Genomic DNA, 23976 nt, shown 5'->3' on the forward strand with positions numbered 1-23976 from the left:
CTCAGGAGGCGGGCTGCTCGACGCTCTCGTCCACGGCCTCGTCGACCGCCGCGATATCGAGCACGATGACCGAGACGTTGTCGCGTCCGCCGTTGTCGAGGGCGGCACGCAGGAGGAGTTCGGCCGCGTCGACCGGCGTGGCCCCCTCCGTCAGGAAGTACCAGATCCCGTGGTCGGTGAGTTCCTTCGTAAGCCCGTCCGAGCAGACGAGCCATCGGGCACCGGTCTCGATCGGGAAGAGCTCGACGTCAGGTACGGGGTCGTCCGACGGACCGACGGCCCGGGTGATCATGTTGCTGTTCGGGTGGAACTCCGCCTCCTCCGGGCTGATCGCCCCTGCGCGGATCAGCTCCTGGACGATCGAGTGGTCCTCGGTGACCTGGACCAGCTCGTCTTCCTGCAGGCGGTACACCCGGGAGTCGCCGATGTTGAAGACCGCGACGCGACCCTCGCCCTCGTCCGCCGTCAACACGACACCGGTGACGGTCGTACCCATGCCGAGTTCGCCCTCCTCCGCGGTGTCGATCATGTCCGCGACGGCCATGCGCAGCGCGTCGACGAGGCCGTCGACGGTGAGGATCTCGGCTCCCTCGGTGGCCTTGGTGAGGCGGTGCGCGACCGCCGCACTCGCGACCTCGCCGGCGGAGTGCCCACCCATGCCGTCGGCCACGGCGAACACGGGAGGGAGCGCCACGAAGGCGTCCTCGTTCAATTCGCGCCGCTTGCCGACATCGGTCATGCCGGCCCACGCGAGTGAGACTCGACGCCCGCCGGGCAGCGTGACGGTCCGTTGCCCGTGCTCGGTCACGTCTGCTCCTCTAATACGGCTGGCGGTGGCTGATGCACCCTCGACGATAGTACGGTACCGGCCGACCGCAGGACCGCCCCACCCGGCTCGGCGGATTCCGTCCGGGGATCGGCGACGACGGATCCGCACGCCAGGATCGGTCGGGCCTGCGGATCCGCTTGCCGCGACCCGTCTGCGCTGTCATGATCGACGCATGACACGAGCGAGCTCCGATGCACCGGCGAAGGCGGCGCCGCCCGACGACACGTCGAAGGCGATCATCGAGCAGCTCCAGACCGACGGACGTCGCTCCTACGCCGAGATCGGGAAGGCCGTCGGGCTCAGTGAGGCCGCCGTACGGCAACGGGTGCAGAAACTCACGGAGTCCGGCGTCATCCAGATCGTCGCGGTGACCGACCCGATGCAGCTGGGCTTCACCCGGCAGGCGATGATCGGTGTCCGTGTGACCGGTGACACGCGAGTGGTCGCGGACCGCCTGTCCGCGTTGTCCGCCGTCGACTACGTCGTCCTGACCGCCGGCTCCTTCGATCTGCTGGTCGAAGTGGTCTGCGAGGACGACGAGGAACTGATCGCGCTGCTGAACGACGAGATCCGCACCGTCGACGGCGTCTCCGGAACCGAGACCTTCGTCTATCTGCGCCTGCACAAGCAGCTCTACGACTGGGGCACCCGCTAGGGGGATTCTCCCGCGCCAGCGCAAGCCGTCCCTCGTATCACGCTCCGCCACCCCCCGACAGAGGTACGCTCGACCCATGCCCGCGAAGCCGACCGGAGAACGGACTCCCCCGTCCGGCCCGTCGACGTCGGGTGACACCGCCTCGGCACCGGGTCGCTCGGACACCGGCCCCACGAGAACGGGCCCGCACGCGGTCGAGGTCCCCCGACGCGTCGGCCGGATGACCGGCTACAGTGCCTTCCCACAGCTGCTCTTCGGCCTCGCGGTCGTCGCGATCCTGTTCGCCACGCTCCTGTTCCAAGGCGTCGACGACAACTCGGTCCTGTTCTACGTCGGCGTGATCCTGGCGTTCATCGCCACGGCACTCGCACCGATCGTGCCCTGGCACCAGGCACCGCGCCTGCTCATCGTGCTTCCCATCCTCGACATCATCGCCATCGCACTCATCCGGCAGGGCGAGCCACTGATCGGTGCGGGCCTCCTCTGGGTCTTCCCGACCATCTGGATGGCGACGGCCTTCGGCCTCGCCGGCGCCGTCACCGCCATCGTGCTCGTGTGCACGTCGAGCTGGTCCACCCTGGCGATGACACCGGGGCAGATCACGATCGCCAACCTGCCGGCGCTCGTCATCCTGCCGACGGTCCTCGCGTTCGTCGCCGTCTCCACCGCGATGACGGCGAAGCGGACGGAGGCGCAGCGCGTGCTGCTGAACAAGCAGGCCGGCCAGCTCGAGACCGCCCTGGGTCGCGCGCAAGACCAGGAGAGCCGCCTCGCGGAGATCCTGAACGCCGTGAACTTCGGTGTCGTCCGCTTCGACCGCATCGGAGCCAGAGCGATGGTGAACCGGTTCCAGACGCGGCTGCAGGACGAGGTCGGCGAGCTGTCCGACGTCAATCCTGCACTCCCGGTGTGGGCCGAGGACGGACTGACCCTCCTCCAGCCGCAGGACAAGCCGTACATCCGCGCACGTCGTGGTGAGGAGTTCGAGAACCTCACGGTGTGGCTCGGCGCCCCCGGCACCGAGCGGATCGCCCTCGCCCTCACCTCCCGCCGCCTCTACGACCACGAAGGCGGATACGACGGCACGGTGCTCGTCTCGCGCAACGTCACGAGCGAGATCAACGCGATCCGCGCCAGGGACGATCTGGTCGCCTCCGTCTCGCACGAACTCCGGACGCCGCTGACGTCCATCCTCGGCTACCTCGACCTCGCCCTCGACGACCCCGGCCTCCCCCCGCGGGTCGCGAAGCAGCTCACGATCGCCCAGACGAACGGCGATCGACTCCTCGAACTCATCGCGGACATCCTCGCCGCCTCGCGCGACGTGAACCGGACCATGGTGCTCGAACGCTCCGAGTGCGAGCTCCGGGAGATCGTCGACCGGTCGGTCGAGTCGTTGGCGCACCTGGCCGCCGAACGGAGCATCAGCATCGTACGCCACGACGAGGAGACCGTGCCGCTCTTCGCCGACCCGTTCCGCCTCCGGCAGGTCGTCGACAATCTGCTCTCGAACGGCATCAAGTACAACCGCGACGGCGGGGAGCTGAGCGTCGGCGTCACCGCGGAGGGCGACACCGCCTGGGTCATCGTGCGCGACACCGGCATCGGCATCTCCGAGGAGGATCAGCCGAAGCTTTTCGAGCGGTTCTTCCGCTCCGACCTCGTCCGCAACTCCACGGTGCACGGCAGCGGTCTCGGCCTCGCGATCAGTCGGGACATCGTCCGCTTGCACGGCGGCGACCTCACCGTCCACAGCGTGCTCGGTGAGGGCACGACCGCGGTGGTCCGTATTCCGAGAGGCGGCACCGAATGACCTTCGACAGCGAGACCGTCGCGGTGATCAACGCGCTCGTGATCTTCGTCTGCGGCGCCACGTTCATCGTCAACACCTTCATGCGGAAGGACGACGCGAGCGGGCGGGTGTGGTCCGTGTCCTACATGGCCGGGATGTTCACCAGCTTCTCCTACGTCGTCAGCGCGCTCAGCCAGGAGGCCTGGTGGGCGACCGCCGCCGGGAACGGTGGCTACGTGCTGAGCATCGCCGCCCTGTGGTCCGGCGCACGGCTCTTCAACGGCAAATCGAGTCTGCTCTGGGTCTCGCTCGTCGGAACGGCGGTCACGATCGTCGCCGCGCTCGCTGCCGGGCCCTCGGGAGGCCCCTGGGCGGGCGCGCCTGCGACGTTCCTGTGCATCGCCCTGTTCGCGGGCCTCGGCACCGCGGAGACGCTCGTCGGCGCGATGCGGGACAACCCGACCACCCGTGGCTTCACCATCGTGCTCGGCATCGCGTCCCTGTTCTTCGCAGCCCGGCTGATCACACTCCTCGTGGAGGGGCCGGACGGTGCGTTGTTCACGACGCTCTTCGGGACCGTGGCCGCCTCGCTGCTGCTGATCGCGCTCCTGATCGTCGCGACCGTGGTGCTCTCAGTACTGCGTGCGGAGCGGGCCGCGCCGGCGAGCCGACGGCACGGGAGCATCGTCGCGTACACGGGTGACGACGTCCTCCTCCAGGAGTCCTTCGTCCGCATCGTCGAGGACTGGCTGGAGCGGGCCAACTTCCACGACGAGCAGCTCGCGATCCTCCACGTCCGACTCGACGACCTCGATGAGATGACGACGGCGTTCGGAGCGGCGTTCAGCAGCGAGGTCGCCGAGGGGTTCATCTCCTCGGTCCGTCGATACGGTCCGACGCTCTCCGACATCGGCGAGGACGGCGCCGGGTGTCTCCTGATCGCGACCCCCGCGGTGGATGCCGACGTCGCGCTCCAGGCGGCCAAGAGCATCCAGGACGGTCTGCTCGACCACCCCGTCGAGACCACACCGCGCCTGCGCCCGACGGCGAGCATCGGGATCGCGTTGACCGACTACCTCGGATACGACGTCGCCGTCCTCACGCGCGCCGCCGGCGATGCCAGCCTGCGTGCCGCGGCAGCCGGCGGGAACCGCACGGTCCTCGCCTCATCGTCGCCGACGGGCCGCTGACGGCTCCGCGGGACTGCGGTCAGGCGCGCGGGGCGATCGCGATCGTGAGGGTGTCCACCGCAGTCTGCTTCGCATACTCGGCGGACGTCGGCGTCGCTTGCACCAGCAGCTCGTAGGTGATCGTCAAGGTGACGCCGGTCGCCGCGCTGTCCACCTCGGGCAGGACGAACGTCTGGCTGTAGCTGTACGGCGCCTTGATGAGATATCCCGGCGCCACCGTCGACTGGTCGGTGAACGGCGCAGGCGACTCCAGCTGCCCCTTCGGCCCGTGGACCGTTGTGGTCAGCGTCACACGCGACAGGTAGAGCGCCTGGAGGTCGTCGGGGTTGAGCACGCCGCTGAGCGAGAAGCTCACGGGCTTGTTGACGTCGGCGGTCCACGCGTCCATCGACAGGGTGGACCAGTAGTCGACCGTGAGGGTCGCCGCTCCGGCGGTCAGCGTGTGCTTGGCGCTGCCGCTCGCAAGCTCGTTCGTGATGGCACTGACCGTGGGCCTCGGCGTCTTCGAGGCGCTCGGCGAGGTCGTGGGCTGCGCACCCGGTTCCTCCCAGGGCGGCGTACCGCACGCGCTCAGACCGAGGACGAGCACGGCGGCGGTCGCAGCCTGGAGCACGTGCTGCACGCGCCGGTTCCGGGCCGGGCTGGGGTGGATCGACATGAGACTCCTGACGGGTTTCGGAGGGATGATCGAGTGGTCCTCGCGGGTCCGCATGACCCACGAACTGGGGCCAGGGCGAATCTTGAGGAAATCCTGAGGCGACGCTATCGCATTCACGCGCGAAAGCCGCGCCGAACGCGGCAGAGTTGCAACTGCAGCGCGACCCGCTGCACTCGACCCTCTCGGAACAGGACCCCTGATGTCAGAACTCGAAGCGCGACCGGACAACGCTCGGCCCAACGCCCAGCAGCCTGACCCTCGGTACATTCAGACGCAGCCGCTTCTCGCGCCCGAACTTGAAGCGTACGCCAACGAATTCATCGACTCGGTCAACTCGCTCCCCGAGTACCGTGCGACCATCGGGTGCATCATCCCCGCCTACAACGAGGAGGAGTCGCTGCCGGCCGTGCTCGCGTCCCTCCTCGAGCAGACGCGGATGCCCGATGTGATCCACGTGGTCATCAACAACACCACGGACCGGTCGGTCGACGTCGCCGCGCCCTACGCCGGCCCGCACTCCCGCGTCGACGAGGACGGCTACGAGCAGTTCACCGAGGTGTTCATCCACGACATCGGGAAGAACCCCGACAAGAAGGTGGGCGCGCTCAACTACGGCTTCACGCTCGTCGAGGGCTACGACTACCTGCTCGGCGTCGACGGCGACACGGTCGCCGACCCGACCGCGATCGAGTCGCTCGAAGCCGAGATCGTCTCGGACAGTCGCATCGGCGGCATCTCCGCGATCTTCTCGATCGACGACGAGCCGTTCAAGAAGCAGATCGTCCCGGCGTTCCTCATCGCCGGCCAGCGCACGCAGTTCGCCGCGTTCAACATGCAGAACATGCTCCGAGGCCGCAACATGGCCGTGCTCGGCGGACAGTACTCGATCTTCTCCGTCCAGGCCCTGCGCGACGCCATGGAGCAGAACCACCAGTCCACCCCGTGGGTCAAGGACTCCGAGGTGGAGGACTCGCTCCTGTCGCTGCAGATCAAGAGCGCCGGCTACCTGACGAAGATCAGCGCCCGCGCCCGTGCCGACGTCGGTGGCATGACCACCGTCCGCTCGCTCGACGCCCAGCAGGTCAAGTGGAACTACGGTGCGATCGAGCTCATGTGGCCCGGCCAGCGCGGCGACACCAAGGGGCAGCCGCTCCACCCGAACCTCCGACTGCGGTGGCTCGAGAACGCGGAGATGCTCCTCAACATGGTCACGCGCATCCTCTTCGTCGTGCTGCTCGCCGGCTCGCTGTCGATCCACGCGTTCGTGTTCAGCCCGGTGTGGCTCATCCCACCGCTGATCGCCATCCTCCTCAACCTGCGCATCGCGCTGTCGATGAAGAAGCGGAACGTGCGCGACATCCTCTTCGCGGTCCTCGTCTTCCCGGCCGAGTTCTACATGTGGATCCGCATGGGGCACTTCATCCGAGCCTGGTCGAAGTTCGCCTCGAACAAGAAGGTCGACAACTGGGCCGAGCAGGCGAAGGCCGAACGCGGCTCGGGCAACGCGCACCTCGCGCCGCTCCTGTTCGTCCTCGCCGCCATCATCGCCATCGTCGCAGCCTGGACCCAGCTCTCCCCCGTCGTCCAGTCCACGATCCTCTGGGCGGGCTGGCCGGTCCTCGGCGTCATCACCGTGCTGCAGACGCTCAGCATGTTCGGCAAGCTCATCCGTCGTCAGCGCGGCTACCGGGTGTGACCTCCCCCGACCCGGGCACGGTCGACGCCGACGAACTGCGCAGGTTGCTCCAAGAACTCTCGGGCGACCTGCGCAGTCGTCGTCGCTTCGTCCAGACCTACGTCGAGATGTGGCCCATCCGGCTGGCGCGTCTGCGAGCGGCTCTCGACGCCGACGACGCCGACGAGTCCAAGGTCGTGCTCCTGAGCATCCGCTCCTCCAGCGTCATGCTCGGCGTGATCGGGGTGTCCGGACTCGCGAGTGCCGGGCTCCGGGCGATCGAGCTGGGGCAGTTCGAACGCGCGCGCGAGATCCACGGCGCCCTCGACGAGGTCGGCCGTCGAAGCTGCGACCGGCTGCTCGAACTCGACGCGGCGGACGCGGCGGAATCCTGAGCTCCGGCCACCCGGCGTCGTTCGTCGCCGGTGCGTCGCGGTCGGGACCGCGGCGGTGTCAGTCGTCGGAGGTCATGCGGTAGCCGACGCCGCGCACCGTCTCGATGAACCGCGGCGCCACCGTGCTGTCCGCGAGCTTCCGTCGCAGGTTGGCGAGATGCACCTCGATCGCACGCTTGTCGGCTTCGCTGACGTAGTAGGCCGTGATGTAACTCTCGCCGCGGAGCATGAGCGCGAGATCAGCCTTGCTGCGCACCCGACGACGGGACTCCATCAGTGCCTGCAACAGGTCGAACTCGCTCCGGGTGAGGTCCACTTCGGTGCCGTCGACCTCGACGATGCGGGTCGCCGAGCTGAGCTTCAGACCGCGGTGGACGAGCCACCCCTCGCCGTCGTCAGGCGCCGCGGCGGCCGGTTGCATGATGATCGGGACGACCGACTGACCGACGGGCGCGACATGACGCGCGACGGTCTCGTGCACGATCGTGGGGTCGGGCGACGACATCTGCTGCTGCAGCGGCGGCGTGGCGACCTGGGCCGGCGCGGCCGGAGCGGCTGCAGCCGGCGCCACCGCGGTCGGAGCCGGTTGTGCCGGTGCCACAGCGGCGACGGCCGGAGCATCCCCGTTCGCGCGAGGCCGACGGAGCATCGCCTCGATGCGGGCACGGAGCTCGCGCGGACGGAACGGCTTCGTCATGTAGTCGTCGGCGCCGGAGTCGAGGCCCTGCAGGGTGTCGATCTCGTCGCCACGCGCGGTGAGCATGACGATGTAGGTGGAGCTGATGGCGCGGATGCGCTTGGCAGCCTCGAACCCGTCGATACCCGGCATGCTGACGTCGAGGGTCGTGACGAGGGGGTTGTGCGTCCGGACCGCCTCCACTCCGTCGAGACCGTTCGCTGCGGACACCGTCTCGAAGCCGGCCTGCTCCAGGACGGTCTCGAGCAGTTGGCGGATGTCCGCGTCGTCTTCGATGACGACCGCGGTCCGACGTTCGCTCAGCTCTTCGGTCACGATGCCCCTACCCGTTCCACCCGTCAGCGACGTGCCGGATGTGGCCGGTCCCGACTCACCACGCGCTGAATCCCTTGGCCAGTTGCACGGCCTGCTCCGGCCACCATACCCCAGCAAGGGGGCCACCGTTGCACGCTCCGTCGCTCTCTCCGGGGGCTTTCACCCAGAGGTTCGCGTCGAGGTGTTCGGCCTGCGCGGTGAGGGGCTGCTGCCCGACCGTCCGGCCGGACGGATTGCACCACTCGCCGTTCGAGCCGCTGCCGTTCCGAGAGGTGTCGATCACGTAATGGGCGCCGTCGAGGAGGCCGCTCAGCTCCTCCGCATAGGCGATCTCGTCCTCGGTCGTGTTGTAGTTGGAGACGTTGGTGGCGAAGCCGGTGGCGTCGGCGACACCGGCCTCCCGGAGGAGCTCGGCCATCTCGGCGGGCGGACGCCAGTCGGAGTGCCCACCGTCGAGGTAGACGGGGACGGTCGCGTCCGCGAACTGCTCGGTCGCGGCTGCCAGTTGCCGCATCCGCGCGGTGCGGTCACCGCAGTCCGGTGCAAGCGCGACGGCATCCGGTTCGAGGATCACGGCGACGCGGTGATCCGCGACGGCGGCGACGATCTCGGCGACCCAGTCCTGGTACTCGTCACTCGACAGCCCACCTGCGGACTGGTTGCCGCAATCCCGCTCCGGGATGCCGTAGACCGTGAAGACCGGCATGGAACCGGAGCGTTCCGCGGACCGGACGATCTCGGAGACGGTGTCCCGGACGGTTCCCATCGGGTAGCGCTCCGGCACGAGCCAGATCGCGGTCGGCTCCGCCGCGAGCCGCTCCGCCGCTGCGAACTGTTGGGCGACATCGGTCGGGTCGCCGCTCGAACCGCCGCTCGTCCCGGCCGTGGCGGAACTCGTCGGTTCCTCGGTCGCGTCCGCCGGGCCGGCCGCGGCGGCGCGAGCGGCCAGCGAGGACGGATCGACGTACAACTGCGCTCCGTCGAACGGGCCGGCGGCGGCGTTCGGGACACGGCTCACGAGCGACACCGCGAGTGCACCGCCGGCGAGGAGGACGGCGACGACGCCGAGGGCGACGGCCGTCCGGGCACGTCGTCGGTCGCGGGGCGTTCTCGGCACGGATCCTCCTGCATGGTCATCCGCAATTGTGCCCGACATTCCCGCGGTGCGGTGTCGTTTCCCGCGAATCCGTGCCCCGAGTGGGGGACGGATTCGCTCAGTGGCCGCATGGACGGCCCCACGACGCGCCGAGCTCCGCGAGCGACCCGCCCACTGGGACTGCACACCAGGGCCCCCACCGCAACGTTGTCCGGATCGCCGCTGCTCCCTACCCTTGATGATCGGGGCGACGCAGGGTCGCCCGCACGGCCCGAGGAGCGCACACGTGAGCACGAAGACCATCCCCACCTCCGACGCGGCGGCCGGTGACGCCCCCGCGAAGGTCATCCCCTGGGTGCTCGGGCCCTCCCTCGTGGTCATCCTCGGTGTCGCGCTGTTCTCGATCCTGCTTCCGAAGCAGGCAGAGTCCGTCTTCAACGCGATCCAGTCCGGCATCATCGGTGGCCTCGGGTGGTACTACGTCCTCCTCGTCGCGGCCTTCGTCATCGTGGCGATCGTCTTCGCCGTGTCGAAGTTCGGCGACATCAAGCTCGGCAAGGACGACGACGAACCGGAGTTCTCGCTCCTGTCCTGGTTCTCCATGCTCTTCGCCGCCGGCATGGGCATCGGCCTCGTCTTCTACGGCGTCGGTGAACCGTTGACGCACTTCCTCGAGCCGCGTCCCGGCGTCACGGGGTCCGAGCAGTCCCTCGCCCAGCAGGCGATGAGTCAGACGTACCTGCACTGGGGCCTTCACGCTTGGTCGATCTATGCGGTCGTCGGCGTGGCCCTGGCCTACGCCGTGCACCGTAAGGGACGACCGATGTCGATCCGCTGGGCGATCGAACCGCTCCTCGGCAAGCGCGTGCAGGGCGGCTGGGGCAACGCGATCGACACCATCGCCGTCATCGGCACCGTCTTCGGCGTCGCGACCTCACTCGGACTCGGTGTGCTGCAGATCTCTGCTGGACTCGGCTACACGGGCATCGCCGAGCCGAACATCCTCACCCAGGTCATCCTCATCCTCGTGATCACCGGGGTCACGATCTTCTCCCTCGTCTCCGGTGTGCACAAGGGCATGAAGTGGCTCTCGAACACCAACCTCATCCTCGCCGGGCTCCTCCTGTTCTTCGTCCTGTTCGCCGGCCCGACGCTGTTCCTCCTGCGCGAATGGGTGCAGTCGATGGGCGCCTACCTCCAGAACGTGGTCGGACTCACCTTCAACGTCTCCGCGTACCAGGGTGCTGCGGGCGAGGCCTGGCAGTCCTCGTGGACGACCTTCTACTGGGGATGGTGGATGTCGTGGGCGCCCTTCGTCGGCGTCTTCATCGCCCGCATCTCGAAGGGGCGCACCGTGCGGCAGTTCGTGCTCGGCGTCCTGCTCGTCCCGACCCTCGTCACCTTCCTCTGGTTCGCCGTGCTCGGTGGCACCGCCATCATGCAGTCGCTCGAGGGTCGTGACTTCAGCGGTGCCGACGGCCCGGTGGATCTCAACACCGCCCTGTTCAACATGCTCGCAGGCCTCCCCGGCGGATCGATCGCGACCGTCGGCGCCCTGCTGCTGATCCTCCTGTTCTTCGTGACCTCGGCCGACTCGGGATCGCTCGTGATGGGCATGCTCACCACCGGCGGCACGGAGCCGCGGAACCGGGTCCGGATCGCCTGGGCACTCGTGACGAGCCTCCTGGCCATCTCGCTGCTCATCGCGGGCGGGCTCGCGTCGATGCAGACGGCGGCCATCATCACGGCGCTGCCGTTCAGCGTCGTGATCATCCTCATGTGCGTCTCCTCGTTCAAGGCCTTCGGCATCGAGGTGCGACGGGAGCAGCGGGCGAAACGTCGCCTGTTCGCCGCAGAGCTCACCGAGAGCGTGTCAGCGGACGTGAGCGAACAGCTGTCCGATCAGGTCTCCGAACAGGTCACGGAGCACTTCGGGACGATGACCGCCCAGCTCGACCTCCGGCAGCTCGCCTCCCCGGACGCCCCGGGAACATCGGCCGCGTCCCCGGACCCGCAGCAGCAGGACCCGAAGCAGCGCCGCTCGAAGGACTGACCAGGCGGCTCAACCGACGGGGAAGCGGTCCGAGATCCAGGCCGCTTCCTCGGCGGTCGGCGACCACGCCGAACCGGCTGCGGCGTTCGCGCGGATCTGCCCCGGAGTGGTCGCGCCGGCGATGACACTCGAGAGTCCGTCCTGGGCGAGCAACCAGCCGAACGTCGCCTCCAGCATGGAGATGCCGCGTTCGTCGCAGAAGGCCCGGTAGGCCTCGATCGCGTCCCAGGGCGCCGTGTCGAGCAGGTGCTTGCGCTGGCGCATGATGCGGCTGTCCGCCGGCCCGCCGTCGCGGGAGAACTTCCCCGTGAACAGGCCGTTGTAGAGCGGGAAATACGGAAGGAAGCCGACGCCGGCGGCGCGCATGGCCGGGAACAGCTCGCGCTCGGCGCCCCGGACGAGCAGGCTGTACTCGTTCTGGGCCGAGATGAAGGCCGGGTGGCCGGCGGTGCGAGCCGCCCAGTCCGCCTCGGTCAGCTGCCAACCGGCGAAGTTCGAGTGGCCGGCGTAGCGGATCTTCCCCTCGTGGACGAGTTCGTCCAGGGCGGCGATCGTCTCCTCGATGGGCGTGAACGGGTCTGGGGTGTGCAGCTGGTAGAGGTCGATCCAGTCGGTGCCCAGGCGGCGGAGCGAACCCTCGACGGCGAGCCGCACGTAGCGACGGGAGCCCTTGGCGCCCCAGTTCGGGATCGGGCTCTCGTAGTCCACATGGCCGAACTTGGTCGCGAGGACGATCTCATCCCGCCGTCCGGCGATCGCCTGCCCGAGGAGCCGTTCGCTCAGCCCGTACTCCCGGCCGTAGATGTCGGCGGTGTCGAAGAGGGTGATTCCGGCGTCGATCGCGGCGTCGACGACGGCTCGCGTGCCGTCCAGGCTCTCGGTGACCGTGCCCTCGCGGCCGAAATTGTTGCAGCCGATGCCGACCGCTGAGACGAGGAGGCCGCTGCGACCGAGTGGGCGATAGCTGAGATCAGACATGCGTCCAGGCTAGCCCGACCGTCCTCCACAGGCACCCGTCGGCCCCCGACGTCACGGTCACGGCCGTGTGACGCATCGCGCCGATCACGGGCTTCCTACGCTCGGTGCATGACCACACACCTCACCGTCACCGATCCCGTACTCCCCTGCTCCGTCATCGCCGACCCGTCCGCCGAGGGCTTCCTCCGGATGCCGACGCCGGTGGGGCGGATCGAACTCCGCTCGGTCGACGACGCGGTCTCAGCCGTGCGCTTCGAACGCCACGGCCGACTTCCGCTCGACGGAACGGACGAACGCCCCACCGCGGTCCTCCTCGACGCCGCGGAGCAGATCGACGAGTACTTCCGCGGACGACGCACCGTGTTCAACCTCCCGATCGTCACGACCGGCACGCCGTTCCAGCAGGCGGTCTGGTCGGCGCTCGGCGAAGTGCCGTTCGGCGACACCACCGGGTACGGCGCCCTCGCGGCCGCGGCCGGTGCCCCGCAGGGCGGCCGGGCGGCCGGCCAGGCGGTTCGGGCGAACACCATCGCGCTCCTCATCCCCTGTCATCGCGTCCTCGGAACCGGGCGGATCGTGACGGGCTATTCTGGCGGAGACGGACCAGCCACCAAACGCTGGCTCCTCGACCACGAAGGGATCCCGTACCGCCGATGAGTCCAGTCTCCCCGACCATCGTCGGCACCGACGGCCTGACCCGCTGCGCTTGGGCCGGGACGGACACGGAGTACCAGCGCTATCACGACGAGGAGTGGGGCGTGCCGCTCCACGGACAGCGGCAGGTCTTCGAGAAGATCAGTCTCGAAGGGTTCCAGGCGGGGCTCTCCTGGATCACGATCCTTCGGAAGCGACCGGCTTTCCGGGAACGGTTCCACGGCTTCGACCTCGACGCCGTCGCAGCCATGACGGAAGCTGATGTCGAGAGCCTGCTCGATGACGCCCGGATCATCCGGCACCGCGGGAAGATCAACGCGGTCATCGGCAATGCCCGCACCGCCCTCGAGCTGGGCGACGACCTGGACGAGCTCCTCTGGAGCTTCGCTCCCCCGTCACGGCCGGCCCGGTTCGCCCAGTGGACCGAGGTGCCTGCGGTGACCCCCGAGTCCACCGCGCTCAGCGCCCACCTGCGGAAGCGCGGCTACCGGTTCGTCGGCCCGACGACGATGTACGCCCTCATGCAGTCCGGAGGGCTCGTCGACGACCACCTCGTCGGCTGCTGGCGCTCGGAGAGCGCTCCCTGATCCGAAGGGGTCAGACGACGAGGGCGAGCTCGGTCACCCGACCGTCGTCGGCACGGGCGTGGACGTCGAGCACCCACCCGGTCGATCGCGCCCAGTCGAGCAACGAGTCGACATCAGGGTGGTCGACACCGGCCTCCAACAGCGCGCGGGTGAAACGGCCCTTGCCCTGCTTGTTGAAGTGGTTGAGCGCGCGACGGCGGCCATCGTCGCCGACCGTGAGCACGCGCAGGTAGACGGCACCGACGCGGTCCGGCAACGGCCCGAGCGCCGCGTAGCCTTCCGAGCGCAGGTCCAACAGGACACCCGGGACGGCGTTCAACTCGCGGGCGACGGGCCCCGCCCAGTGCCGCTTGGGCACGAACCCCGGGAGCCTGGAGTCGTGGGAGAGCCGATAGGCCGGAATGGGATCGAGCGCGCCGACCGGGCCGAGCAACGCCGAGTGCACGACCAGGTGCTGAGCGGCGAAGCGTCGCGCGTCTGCTGGGAGTGTGGCGGCTTCGAGCGCGTCGTACAGCACCCCCGTGTACCGGTCGATCGCCGGCATGGTCGCGGACGTCGCCGCCACGCGGTTGCGCTGGACCTCGCCGAGCTGCTTGGGACCGAGCTTCAGAGCCTTCACCGTCGCAGCCTCATCGGCGGCGAGCGACACCAGGGCGTCGAGGCAATCGTTCCGGGACGAGGAGAGCCCTGGAAACCGCAGCAGGGCGGTGTCCAGGGCTCGTCCGTCGCCGCCGTCCCGCTTCGTCTCCGAAGGGGGAAGGAGGATCAGCACCGAATCAGGAGCTGGTCACGAGCGTGGCGTTGCCGGCCACGACGGTGACGGTGTTGTTCTCGACCGACAGGAAGCCGTCTTCAGCGTTCGCGACGATCTTCGAGCCGTCTTCGAGCGTGACACGGACCTCACCGGCGGCGAGGATGGCCAGCATCGGCTCGTGGCCGGGCAGGATTCCGATCTCGCCGTCGACGGTCTTCGCGATCAGCTGGCGTGCCGGGCCCGACCACACTTCGTGGTCAGCCGCGACGACGCTCACGGTCAGAGGAGCGGAGGCCATGACTAGCCGTTCTCCTTCTGGATCTGAGCCCACTTCTCTTCGACGTCGGAGATGGCACCGACGTTGAAGAAGGCCTGCTCGGCCACGTGGTCGAACTCACCCTTGGCGATGGCGTCGAACGACTCGATCGTCTCCTTGAGCGGAACGGTCGAACCCTCGACACCGGTGAACTTCTTCGCCATGTAGGTGTTCTGCGAGAGGAACTGCTGGATCCGGCGCGCACGCGACACCGTGATCTTGTCTTCCTCGGAGAGCTCGTCGACACCGAGGATGGCGATGATCTCCTGCAGTTCCTTGTTCTTCTGGAGGATCTGCTTGACCGTGGTGGCGACGCGGTAGTGGTCGGCACCCAGGTAGCGGGGGTCGAGGATACGGCTCGTCGAGGTCAGCGGGTCGACGGCCGGGTAGAGACCCTTCGACGCGATCTCACGGGAGAGCTCGGTCGTCGCGTCGAGGTGCGCGAAGGTGGTCGCCGGTGCCGGGTCGGTGTAGTCATCGGCGGGGACGTAGATCGCCTGCAGCGAGGTGATCGAGTGGCCGCGCGTCGAGGTGATGCGCTCCTGGAGGAGACCCATCTCGTCGGCGAGGTTCGGCTGGTAACCCACGGCGGACGGCATGCGACCGAGCAGGGTCGACACCTCAGAACCGGCCTGGGTGAAGCGGAAGATGTTGTCGATGAAGAGCAGCACGTCCTGCTTCTGGACATCGCGGAAGTACTCCGCCATCGTCAGCGCCGAGAGGGCGACCCGGAGACGCGTTCCCGGCGGCTCGTCCATCTGGCCGAACACGAGGGCCGTCTTCTCGAAGACACCCGCCTCCTCCATCTCGTGGATGAGGTCGTTGCCCTCACGGGTGCGCTCACCGACACCGGCGAACACCGACACACCACCGTGGTCCTGCGCGACGCGCTGGATCATCTCCTGGATGAGGACGGTCTTGCCGACACCGGCACCACCGAAGAGGCCGATCTTGCCACCGAGGACGTACGGCGTCAGGAGGTCGATGACCTTGATGCCGGTCTCGAAGAGCTGCGTCTTCGACTCGAGCTGGTCGAACGACGGCGGCTGGCGGTGGATCGGCCAGCGCTCGGTGATCTCGATCTGCTCGCCGGGCTCGGCGTTGAGCACCTCGCCGATGACGTTGAAGACCTTGCCCTTGGTGACGTCGCCGACGGGCACCGAGATGGGCGAACCCGTGTCGGTGACCTCCTGGCCTCGGACGAGGCCGTCCGTCGGGTTCAGGGCGATGGCGCGCACGAGGTCGTCGCCGAGGTGCTGTGCGACCTCGAGCGTGAGGACCATCGTCTGCTCGCCGATCACGACGCTGGTCTTCAGGGCGTTGTAGATGCCCGGGATCGCGTCGTGCGGGAACTCGATGTCGACGACCGGGCCGGTGACGCGGGAGATGCGGCCGACGGCGCCGGCCTTCACCTCTGCAGCGCCCTGCTCGGCAGTTGCGGTGGGAGTCATGTTCTTCTCTTCTCTGTCTCTACAGATACGTGTGCGTGTTGCGATGACTAGGACGAGAGCGCGTCTGCGCCGCCAACGATTTCGGAAATCTGCTGGGTGATCTCGGCCTGCCTCGCGTTGTTGCGGAGGCGGGTGTAGTCGGTGATGAGCTTGTCGGCGTTGTCGCTGGCCGACTTCATCGCCTTCTGCGTCGCGGCGTGCTTCGCGGCGGAGGACTGCAACAGCGCGTTGAAGATCCGGCTCTCGATGTAGTTCGGGAGCAGCGCATCGAGCACGCTCTCGGCATCCGGCTCGAACTCGTACAGCGGCAGCACAGCGGTGTCGGTGGGCTCCTCGACGCCTTCGACGACCTCGAGCGGCAGGAGACGGACGACCTCGGGGGTCTGCGTCATCATGCTCACGAGGCGGTTGTAGACGATGTGGATCTCGTCGACGCCACCTTCAGAGGCGTCCGTGAGGAACGCCTTGAGGATGGACTCGCTGATCTCCTGCGCGGTGGCGAAGTCGGGGTTCTCCGTGTTGCCGACCCACTCCCCTGCAGCCTGCATCCGACGGAACGTGAAGTAGGCGACGGCCTTCCGGCCCACGAGGTAGTGCGTGACGTCCTTGCCCTGGCTGCGCAGGAGCTCGGTCAGCTCGGCGGCCTCACGGAGGACCTGCGAGTTGAAGGCGCCGGCGAGGCCTCGGTCGGATGCGAACACGACGACCGCAGCCCGCTCAACCTTCTCCGGCTCGGTCGTGAGCACGTGGTCGACGTTGGAGTACGTCGCGACGGCGGACACGGCACGAGTGATCGCACGAGAATAGGGTCCGGATGCCGCCACCCGCGCCTGCGCCTTCTGGATGCGCGACGCGGCGATGAGCTCCATCGCCTTCGTGATCTTCTTGGTCGTCTGCGCAGACTTGATCTTCTGCGTGTAGACCCGGAGTTGAGCGCCCATGGACTAGCGGCGACCCTTCACGATCTTCTCCTGGTTGACGTCTTCAACCGGGAGCTCCTCGACCTGCTCCGAACCGAGGGCAGCGCCCTCGCCCGTCTGGAACTCGAGCTTGAACTGGTCGACAGCGGCATCGAGCTTCGAGACGGTGTCGTCGTCGAGCACGTTCGTGTCGCGCAGCGTGGTGAGGACCTCGGTGTTCCGACCCAGGTAGTCGAGCAGTTCGCGCTCGAAGCGGAGGACGTCCTCGACCGGAACGTCGTCCAGCTTGCCCTTGGTTCCGGCCCAGATCGAGACGACCTGCTCCTCGACGGGGTACGGCGAGTACTGCGGCTGCTTGAGCAGCTCGGTGAGGCGAGCGCCACGGGCGAGCTGACGGCGGCTGGCAGCGTCGAGGTCGGATGCGAACATCGCGAAGGCCTCGAGCGAGCGGTACTGCGCCAGCTCGAGCTTCAGCGTTCCGGAGACCTTCTTGATGCTCTTCACCTGAGCATCGCCACCGACGCGCGAGACGGAGATACCGACGTCGACCGCGGGGCGCTGGTTCGAGTTGAAGAGGTCGGACTGCAGGAAGATCTGGCCGTCGGTGATCGAGATCACGTTGGTCGGGATGTACGCCGAGACGTCGTTGGCCTTGGTCTCGATGATGGGCAGACCCGTCATCGAACCGGCGCCGAGCTCGTCGGACAGCTTCGCGCAACGCTCCAGCAGACGGGAGTGGAGGTAGAAGACGTCACCCGGGTACGCCTCGCGTCCCGGCGGACGACGGAGGAGGAGGGAGACGGCACGGTAGGCCTCGGCCTGCTTCGACAGGTCGTCGAAGATGATCAGGACGTGCTTGCCCTCGTACATCCAGTGCTGACCGATGGCCGAACCGGTGTACGGAGCGAGGTACTTGAAGCCGGCCGGGTCGGACGCAGGCGAGGCGACGATCGTCGTGTACTCGAGCGCGCCGGCCTCTTCCAGCGCACCCTTGACGGAGGCGATGGTCGAGCCCTTCTGGCCGATGGCGACGTAGATGCAACGGACCTGCTTGTTGACGTCGCCCGACTCCCAGTTGGCCTTCTGGTTGATGATGGTGTCGATCGCGATCGCGGTCTTGCCGGTCTGGCGGTCGCCGATGATCAGCTGGCGCTGGCCACGGCCGACGGGGATCATGGCGTCGATCGCCTTGATGCCGGTCTGGAGCGGCTCGTGCACCGACTTGCGCTGCATGACGCCGGGAGCCTGGAGCTCCAGTGCGCGGCGGCCGGTGCTGGCGATCTCGCCGAGGCCGTCGATCGGGTTGCCGAGCGTGTCGACGACACGTCCGAGGTAGCCGTCGCCGACGGGGACCGACAGGACTTCGCCCGTGCGGGTGACGTCCATGCCTTCGACGATCTCGTCGAACTCACCGAGGACGACGACGCCGATCTCGTGCTCGTCGAGGTTGAGCGCGAGGCCGAGGGTGCCGTTCGCGAAGCGGAGGAGCTCGTTCGCCATGGCGCCCGGGAGGCCCTCGACGTGGGCGATGCCGTCAGCGGCATCGATCACGCGTCCGACCTCGGTGGCCGCGGCGGTGCCGGGCTCGTAGGCCTTGACGAAGTCCTTGAGAGCATCCCGGATCTCGTCTGGGCTGATCGTGAGTTCTGCCATCATGTTCCTTTTGGTTGTGGAACCCGGGGGTTCCGAGAGGTGCGATCCGTCAGGATCAACGTCTTGAGTTGTGGAGACCGTCGGGCCGGTCTCCGCGCTGCACGGGCCGTTATCCGGCCAGTTGCAGACGGAGGTCGTTCAGTCGGGCAGCGAGGCTGCCGTCGATGACGTCGTCCCCGAGCTGCACGCGCAGTCCACCGACGACGGCGGGGTCGATCACCTGGTTGATCTTCACCTGACGGCCGTAGGCCGTGGCGAGGTGGCGCTCGAGGCGCTGGAGCTGCGACGCCTCGATCGGTGCGGCTGCCGTGACCGTGGCGACCGCGAGGCCCTGCTGGTCGGCGACGATGCCTGATGCGTACCGGAGCAGTTCTCCGATCCGACGGTCTCGCGGCTGCTGCACGAGCTGACCGACGATGCTGACGGTCTGCGGGCTCGCCTTGCCCGCGAGGAGGGACGCCGCGAGGGCACCCTTCGCAGCGGACGAGCCGAGCTTGCTGCTGAGGGCCAGTTCGAGCTCGTGGTTGCTCGACACGAGCTTCCCGAACTCGAACAACTCGGCCTCGATGTCGCCCTGCGCACCGGCGGAGATCGAGGCGGCCCGGAGGCCGAGCTCCTCGATGCCCGCGAGCAGGTCGGCCTCGCTGGACCAGCGGCCGGAGACGACGGTCTGCAGCAGGCCGAGCGCCTGAGCGCTCAGCTGGGTGCCGAAGATCCGCTCGACGACGGTGCGCTTGGCACCGGCGTCGGCTGCGGGGTCGCTGAGCGCCGCGCTCAGGTGGCTCGAGCCGCCGATGGCCCGGCCCGCTGCGAACAGTCCGTCCGCGGTGGCCAGATCGGCCCCGGCGCCGAGGGCGGCGAGGGCCTCCTTCGACGAGGCGAGTGCTTCTCTGGTCGCGCTTCCCATTACTTGGCTGCCTTCTCCGACGCTTCGAGGTCCGCGAGGAACCGGTCGACGACCGCCGTGGCCTTCGCGTCGTCGTTCAGCGTCTCGCCGATGACGCCACTGGCGAGGTCGAGCGCGAGCGTGCCCACCTCGGCACGCAGCGACACGACGGCCGCCTGACGCTCGGCTTCGATCTGTGCCTGAGCGCTCGCGGTGACGCGAGCGGCTTCGACCGTGGCCTGCTCCTTGAGCTCGGCGAGGATCGTCTGACCCTCGACACGAGCCTGCTCGCGGATGCGGCCGGCTTCCTGACGGGCCTCGGCGAGCTGAGCGTTGTACTGCTCGAGCGCCGCTTCGGCCTGCTTCTGCGCTTCATCGGCCTTGGCGATGTTGCCCTCGATGGCCGCTGCGCGGTCGTCGAGGAGCTTCTGCACCTTCGGCAGGACCAGCTTCCAGAAGAAGCCGAGGATGATGATGAAGACGACGGCAGACCAGACGATGTCGTAGACCGCTGGGATGAGAGGGTTCGTCGGTGCGCCCTCTTCAGCAGCGATGATCACTGCATCAAACATCTTGCCTCCTTCGGAGATGTGAAAGGGGGCTTAGACGAAGATGAAGTAGGTCGCGATGCCGATGAAGGCGAGCGCCTCGGTGAAGGCGATACCGATCCACATGAGGACCTGGAGACGACCACCCAGCTCGGGCTGACGCGCGGTGCCTTCGATCGTCTTGCCGACGACGATACCCACGCCGATGGCGGGGCCGATGGCTGCGAGACCGTAACCGACCGTCGCGATGTTTCCTTCAAGGGCGGCGAGAACGGTAGTTGCGTCCACGTTTGTTTCCTTCCGTTGGGTGAGACCTGGCGGGTGCCGGGCTCGATTAGTGCTCTTCTGCGACCGCGAGCTGGATGTAGACCGCGGTGAGGAGGGTGAAGACGTAGGCCTGGAGGACTGCGACCAGGAGTTCGAAGAGGGTGAAGACGAGGCCGAAGGCCAGCGTCCCGACACCCATCAGGGCGAACCATCCGCCGAGGTTCACGATGAAGAACTGCGTCGCCGCGAAGAACAGGACGAGGAGCAGGTGCCCGACGATCATGTTCATGAGGAGTCGGAGCGTCAGCGTGAGCGGGCGGATGACGAAGGTCGAGATGAGCTCGATCGGCGTGACGATGATGTACACCGGCCACGGCACCCCGGAGGGGAAGAGGGAGTTCTTGAAGAACTTGCCCGGGCTCTTCTTGATACCGGCGTAGATGAAGGTGACGTAGGACACCAGCGCGAGCACCAGCGGGACACCGATGACCGAGGTACCGGCCAGGTTCAGCCCGGGGATGATGCCCGTCAGGTTCATCGCGAGGACCATGAAGAAGATGGTCGTCAGGATCGGCAGGAACCGGAGGCCGTCCTTTTTGCCGAGCAGGTCTTCCGCGATGTTGACGCGGACGAAGCCGAGCCCCATCTCGGCGAGGCTCTGCGCACGGCCGGGGACGAGGCGCATCTTGCGCGTCGACAGCCAGAAGAACAGGAGGAGGGCGATCACCGCGATGAACCGGATCAGGATGACCCGGTTGATCGCGAAGGGCGTGCCCTCGAAGAGGATGATGTCGGGGAAGAACTCGTCGATCGACGGACCGTGGAACTCGCCATCTTCGGCGGCCATCGGTGCGATCAGGTGCACGGCGTTAGCGAACAGCACGTATCTCCAGTTTCGGGGGCGTGGAGCAGAGCTCTCGCGGCGACGAACAGGGGGGATGTCTCCTCGCCGCACGCCGAAGCGGTGCTAGTGGGAGGATTCGTTGACGAGTCTAGCAAGGAAACCGGGCCCCGACGAACCCAGGGGTGGTATTCCACGGCTATATTCCGAGCCGCGACCTCGACTGCGACCCGGATACCGGTTCCGGCATGCTCCCGCGCGACCACGATGCGTCCGCAGCGTCAGCCCCGGTCGGAGTCCTGCGGCGACGCCTTCGGGAGGATGTCGTCCGAGACGTAGGGCACCCGCACCTTCGCCGCCACGACGGCGTCGATCACGAGCGATCCGACGACACCGACGATGACGCTCCCGAACAGGATCGGTGCGTTGACCCACGGCTGGTCCTTGAGGATGAAGCCGAGCACGAGGAAGATGACGAACTTCACGAGCCAGCTGCCCATCACCACCCCGAACAGGATGCCGACGAAGAACTCCTGGCCGGACCAGCGGTTGGCGAAGAGGATGCTCACCGAGGTGATGCCGAGGAACACGAGCGCCATCGCGGTGCCGATGAGCGCACTCGTCAGCCCGCGGGAACCGTCGACGCTCCAGCCGACCACTCCCCCGACGACGGCGATCACGAGCGCGAGGAGCGCGCTGTACCGGAGTGCCGTGCGGAAGACCCGGTTGGCGCTCACGTGCGAGCCGGCCTGGGCGGGAGGAGTCATGGGTGCTGGTCCTTCTTGGCGAGAGAGTCGAGGGTGTCGAGGGTTGCGCCGCTCACGGGCGCCTCGGGGTCGCGCTGCCCGGAGGCCTCGTCGAGCCGATCGTACAGCGCCGACCCGGGAGCCCCCTCAGCGCCGGCGGCCACGCGCTGCGCGAGCCGGTCGGCCCGCCTGCGGCGACCGATCGGCAGGAGCGTGAACGCCGTGCAGGTGACGACGCCCACGGAGACGAAGAGCACGGCCAGCCACGTCGGGGCGGCGAAGAACGCCAGGCATCCGACGGAGATGACCACCGTCCAGCCGTAGAAGATCAGGACGGCGTGCACCTGGCTGTGACCGAGGTCGAGCAGCCGGTGGTGCAGGTGCATCCGGTCCGCGCTGAACGGCGACTTGCCGGCCCGGAGACGACGGAGGACGGCCAGGACGAAGTCGGCGAGCGGCACGACCAGGATGGCGAACGGCAGCAGGATGGGGATGAACGCGGGCAACAGTTGCGTGCGGCCCAGGGCGGCCGGGTCGACCTGGCCGGTCACGGCGGCTGCGGAGGTCGCCATGAGCAGCCCGACGAGCAGCGCACCGGCGTCGCCCATGAACAGTCGGGCGGGGTGCCAGTTGAGCGGGAGGAAGCCGAGACAGGCGCCGACGAGGATCGCGGCGATCAGCGAAGCGAGGTTGAAGTAGTCGCTCGCCCCGGTGGAGGTCACGAGCAGCTGCGTGTAGACGAAGAACACGGTGTTCGCGATGACGGCGACACCGGCGACGAGCCCGTCGAGACCGTCGACGAAGTTGATCGCGTTCATCACGAGCACGATGGCGAAGACCGTCATCGAGAAGGACACCCACGACGAGCCGACCGTCAGGCCACCGATGGGCAAGGAGTAGATCTGCACACCGAGCCAGGCGACGAGCCCTGCCGCCATGAACTGTGCGGCGAGCTTGATCATCCAGTCGAGGTCCCACAGGTCGTCTGCGACGCCGATCCCGACGATGAACAGGGCGGCACCGAGGATCGCGAGCACCGGCTCCGGATCGGCGAACACGAGGTCGAAGAAGGGCAGCTGCCAGGCCACACCGAACGCGACGAGGATGCCGATGAACATCGCGACCCCGCCGAGGCGCGGCGTCGGCGTCTGGTGGACGTCCCGCTCGCGGATCGGTGGGTGGAGACCGTACTTCACACCGACGCGCCGCGCGAGGTGGGCGAAGCCGAAGGTGATGCCCGCGCTCACGACGAGCACGATGAGGTACCCGGAGAACTGGTTCATGGTTCGCGCGACTCGGGGAGCAGATCGCCCACCACGTCGCGGATCGCCTCGCGGGAGACGGCTCCGTCGCGCAGGACGACGATCCGTTCGTCGGCCGTGCCGAGTCGGGTCGCGTCGATGATCGTCGACGACTGCTCGCCGCTCTCGCCGCCGTCGAGGTAGACCGAGACCGAATCGCCGAGCATCTCGAGCGCGGCAGCGGCGGACGTCGCGGCCGGTCGGCCGGTGAGGTTCGCCGAGGAGACCGCGAGCGGGCCGGTGTCCTGCAGGAGTTCGAGGGTCACCGGGTTCGACGGCATCCGGAGCGCGACCGTGCCTGCGGTCTCGCCGAGGTCCCAGGCGAGCGACGGCTGGGCCTCGAGCACGATGGTCAGGCCTCCGGGCCAGAACGCCTCGACGAGCCGGTGCACGGCATCGGGCACGGACGCCGCCAAGGCCTCGAGCGTGTTCACACCGGAGACGAGGACGGGCGGCGGTGACTGCCGGGTCCGACCCTTCGCGTCGAGCAGGCGCTGCACCGCGGCCGGGGAGAACGCGTCGGCGGCCACCCCGTAGACCGTGTCGGTCGGGAGCACGACCAGCTCACCCCTCGCCAGGGCCGTCCGCGCCAGGCGCATCCCGGCGAGCAGCTGCGCGTGATCCTGGCAATCGAAGGTCTGCGGCATGTGGTGGGTCCTGGCTGAACGGGGCCGCCGATCGGTGATCAGTCGGCCGGATGATCGGGGTGACGACGCTCA

The 23976-nt window shown here is 68.0% G+C and carries 25 protein-coding genes; 8 read left to right on the top strand and 17 right to left on the bottom strand.

Annotation, left to right across the window (positions count from 1 at the left end; all coding sequences use genetic code 11):
* Position 1: 1 nt before the first annotated feature.
* Positions 2-808: a PP2C family protein-serine/threonine phosphatase gene (locus AC4PMY_RS15645; protein WP_491623157.1), complete on the bottom strand. Its 807-nt coding sequence runs from the start codon at positions 806-808 to the stop codon at positions 2-4.
* Positions 809-1001: 193 nt separating this feature from the next.
* On the opposite strand from AC4PMY_RS15645, the gene AC4PMY_RS15650 reads away from it, so the two are divergent.
* The 3 genes from AC4PMY_RS15650 to AC4PMY_RS15660 all read left to right on the top strand — a co-directional run bounded on the left by AC4PMY_RS15650 (position 1002) and on the right by AC4PMY_RS15660 (position 4466).
* Positions 1002-1484 carry an Lrp/AsnC family transcriptional regulator gene (locus AC4PMY_RS15650; protein ID WP_064295326.1) on the top strand — a complete coding sequence of 161 codons (483 nt, stop codon included), beginning with the start codon at positions 1002-1004 and terminating at the stop codon, positions 1482-1484.
* Between the two features lie 76 nt (positions 1485-1560).
* Positions 1561-3297, top strand: coding sequence for a sensor histidine kinase (locus AC4PMY_RS15655; RefSeq protein ID WP_491623158.1), 1737 nt, complete (start codon positions 1561-1563; stop codon positions 3295-3297).
* Positions 3294-4466 (top strand): diguanylate cyclase domain-containing protein, encoded by a 1173-nt coding sequence (locus AC4PMY_RS15660; protein ID WP_064295324.1) that lies wholly within the window; start codon positions 3294-3296, stop codon positions 4464-4466. The genes AC4PMY_RS15655 and AC4PMY_RS15660 overlap by 4 nt, the downstream gene beginning before the upstream one ends.
* Positions 4467-4485: 19 nt before the next feature.
* Here the strand turns inward: AC4PMY_RS15660 and AC4PMY_RS15665 are convergent, their stop codons facing one another.
* Positions 4486-5124, bottom strand: a complete 639-nt coding sequence (locus AC4PMY_RS15665; RefSeq protein ID WP_064295375.1) for a hypothetical protein — start codon at positions 5122-5124, stop codon at positions 4486-4488.
* 199 nt (positions 5125-5323) lie between these two features.
* Between AC4PMY_RS15665 and AC4PMY_RS15670 the strand changes: the two genes are divergently transcribed.
* Both AC4PMY_RS15670 and AC4PMY_RS15675 read left to right on the top strand, forming a co-directional pair.
* Positions 5324-6820 (top strand): glycosyltransferase family 2 protein, encoded by a 1497-nt coding sequence (locus AC4PMY_RS15670; protein WP_064295323.1) that lies wholly within the window; start codon positions 5324-5326, stop codon positions 6818-6820.
* On the top strand, positions 6817-7194 hold the full coding sequence (locus AC4PMY_RS15675) for a hypothetical protein (protein ID WP_491623159.1): 378 nt from the start codon (positions 6817-6819) through the stop codon (positions 7192-7194). The genes AC4PMY_RS15670 and AC4PMY_RS15675 overlap by 4 nt, the downstream gene beginning before the upstream one ends.
* A 58-nt stretch (positions 7195-7252) precedes the next feature.
* Here the strand turns inward: AC4PMY_RS15675 and AC4PMY_RS15680 are convergent, their stop codons facing one another.
* On the bottom strand, positions 7253-8206 hold the full coding sequence (locus AC4PMY_RS15680) for a response regulator transcription factor (protein ID WP_369808451.1): 954 nt from the start codon (positions 8204-8206) through the stop codon (positions 7253-7255).
* A gap of 55 nt (positions 8207-8261) precedes the next feature.
* On the bottom strand, positions 8262-9323 hold the full coding sequence (locus AC4PMY_RS15685; RefSeq protein ID WP_491623160.1) for a glycoside hydrolase family 6 protein: 1062 nt from the start codon (positions 9321-9323) through the stop codon (positions 8262-8264).
* A gap of 217 nt (positions 9324-9540) precedes the next feature.
* Between AC4PMY_RS15685 and AC4PMY_RS15690 the strand changes: the two genes are divergently transcribed.
* A complete protein-coding gene (locus tag AC4PMY_RS15690) occupies positions 9541-11355 on the top strand; it encodes a BCCT family transporter (protein WP_491623161.1) in 1815 nt (604 codons plus the stop codon).
* A gap of 9 nt (positions 11356-11364) precedes the next feature.
* Here the strand turns inward: AC4PMY_RS15690 and AC4PMY_RS15695 are convergent, their stop codons facing one another.
* Entirely contained in the window at positions 11365-12333 is a 969-nt protein-coding gene (locus AC4PMY_RS15695; RefSeq protein ID WP_491623162.1) for an aldo/keto reductase, read from the bottom strand.
* Between the two features lie 108 nt (positions 12334-12441).
* Here AC4PMY_RS15695 and AC4PMY_RS15700 point away from each other — a divergent pair, with 108 nt between their 5' ends.
* Positions 12442-12990, top strand: coding sequence for a methylated-DNA--[protein]-cysteine S-methyltransferase (locus tag AC4PMY_RS15700; RefSeq protein WP_491623163.1), 549 nt, complete (start codon positions 12442-12444; stop codon positions 12988-12990).
* Entirely contained in the window at positions 12987-13574 is a 588-nt protein-coding gene (locus AC4PMY_RS15705; protein WP_064295318.1) for a DNA-3-methyladenine glycosylase I, read from the top strand. The genes AC4PMY_RS15700 and AC4PMY_RS15705 overlap by 4 nt, the downstream gene beginning before the upstream one ends.
* Positions 13575-13584: 10 nt before the next feature.
* Here AC4PMY_RS15705 and AC4PMY_RS15710 read toward each other — a convergent pair whose 3' ends face one another.
* The 12 genes from AC4PMY_RS15710 to AC4PMY_RS15765 all read right to left on the bottom strand — a co-directional run bounded on the left by AC4PMY_RS15710 (position 13585) and on the right by AC4PMY_RS15765 (position 23904).
* Positions 13585-14346: a YaaA family protein gene (locus AC4PMY_RS15710; RefSeq protein WP_491623164.1), complete on the bottom strand. Its 762-nt coding sequence runs from the start codon at positions 14344-14346 to the stop codon at positions 13585-13587.
* A gap of 4 nt (positions 14347-14350) precedes the next feature.
* Positions 14351-14626: a F0F1 ATP synthase subunit epsilon gene (locus AC4PMY_RS15715; protein ID WP_064295316.1), complete on the bottom strand. Its 276-nt coding sequence runs from the start codon at positions 14624-14626 to the stop codon at positions 14351-14353.
* 2 nt (positions 14627-14628) lie between these two features.
* On the bottom strand, positions 14629-16095 hold the full coding sequence (gene atpD, locus AC4PMY_RS15720) for a F0F1 ATP synthase subunit beta (protein ID WP_064295315.1): 1467 nt from the start codon (positions 16093-16095) through the stop codon (positions 14629-14631).
* Between the two features lie 47 nt (positions 16096-16142).
* Positions 16143-17036: a F0F1 ATP synthase subunit gamma gene (locus AC4PMY_RS15725; RefSeq protein ID WP_064295314.1), complete on the bottom strand. Its 894-nt coding sequence runs from the start codon at positions 17034-17036 to the stop codon at positions 16143-16145.
* Positions 17037-17039: 3 nt separating this feature from the next.
* Entirely contained in the window at positions 17040-18668 is a 1629-nt protein-coding gene (gene atpA / locus AC4PMY_RS15730) for a F0F1 ATP synthase subunit alpha (RefSeq protein ID WP_071262368.1), read from the bottom strand.
* 109 nt (positions 18669-18777) lie between these two features.
* Positions 18778-19575, bottom strand: coding sequence for a F0F1 ATP synthase subunit delta (locus tag AC4PMY_RS15735; protein ID WP_071262369.1), 798 nt, complete (start codon positions 19573-19575; stop codon positions 18778-18780).
* Positions 19575-20126, bottom strand: a complete 552-nt coding sequence (locus AC4PMY_RS15740; protein ID WP_064295311.1) for a F0F1 ATP synthase subunit B — start codon at positions 20124-20126, stop codon at positions 19575-19577. Before AC4PMY_RS15740 ends, AC4PMY_RS15735 begins: the two co-directional genes overlap by 1 nt.
* A 30-nt stretch (positions 20127-20156) precedes the next feature.
* Positions 20157-20390 (bottom strand): ATP synthase F0 subunit C, encoded by a 234-nt coding sequence (atpE, locus tag AC4PMY_RS15745; protein WP_064295310.1) that lies wholly within the window; start codon positions 20388-20390, stop codon positions 20157-20159.
* 46 nt (positions 20391-20436) lie between these two features.
* On the bottom strand, positions 20437-21216 hold the full coding sequence (gene atpB, locus AC4PMY_RS15750; protein ID WP_175117868.1) for a F0F1 ATP synthase subunit A: 780 nt from the start codon (positions 21214-21216) through the stop codon (positions 20437-20439).
* Positions 21217-21491: 275 nt separating this feature from the next.
* Complete coding sequence (locus AC4PMY_RS15755) at positions 21492-21977, bottom strand: Cg1360 family ATP-synthase-associated protein (protein WP_071262370.1); 486 nt, start codon at positions 21975-21977, stop codon at positions 21492-21494.
* A complete protein-coding gene (locus AC4PMY_RS15760; protein ID WP_064295308.1) occupies positions 21974-23239 on the bottom strand; it encodes an MraY family glycosyltransferase in 1266 nt (421 codons plus the stop codon). The genes AC4PMY_RS15755 and AC4PMY_RS15760 overlap by 4 nt, the downstream gene beginning before the upstream one ends.
* Positions 23236-23904 carry an L-threonylcarbamoyladenylate synthase gene (locus AC4PMY_RS15765; RefSeq protein ID WP_064295307.1) on the bottom strand — a complete coding sequence of 223 codons (669 nt, stop codon included), beginning with the start codon at positions 23902-23904 and terminating at the stop codon, positions 23236-23238. The genes AC4PMY_RS15760 and AC4PMY_RS15765 overlap by 4 nt, the downstream gene beginning before the upstream one ends.
* Positions 23905-23976 lie beyond the last annotated feature (72 nt).

It is taken from the genome of Plantibacter sp. MDV22-iso1 (assembly GCF_058408345.1).